This is a genomic window from Methylocystis sp. H62 (genome assembly GCF_015709515.1).
Taxonomy (GTDB): Bacteria; Pseudomonadota; Alphaproteobacteria; order Rhizobiales; family Beijerinckiaceae; genus Methylocystis.
Genome location: NZ_JADNQZ010000006.1, coordinates 1 through 298 on the forward strand (window position 1 = coordinate 1; position 298 = coordinate 298).

At 57.4% G+C, this 298-nt stretch carries 1 pseudogene; it reads left to right on the forward strand.

Features of this window, described 5'->3' with window-relative positions:
- Positions 1 to 183, forward strand: a pseudogene (locus IYY11_RS00025) (hypothetical protein); the annotation flags it as partial.
- Between the last annotated feature and the right edge of the window lie 115 nt (positions 184 to 298).

Consider the following 298-nt stretch of genomic DNA (forward strand, 5'->3'; position numbering starts at 1 on the left):
CGCCGCATGGTCAAAAAACAACAGATGCGATGGTCAAGACGCGGCGCTCATCTGATGCTGCAAGTGCGCGCCGCAGTCATGAACGGAAACCTGCGTGAGCAGTTGTCCTATGAACCGCCAATCTTCAAATCACGCTTCGACTGGCTGTTCAAGCCGACACCGCCGCTCCTTCGAGCAGCATAGCTACCCCAGTTAATTTAACGGTCCCTAGTCGTTACGCCGCAAGCCGATGGCGCTCCTGAACCCCGCAGTTCAAAAGCCGACCACATGCGTCCAATTGGGGGCGGCGCCACTTCCA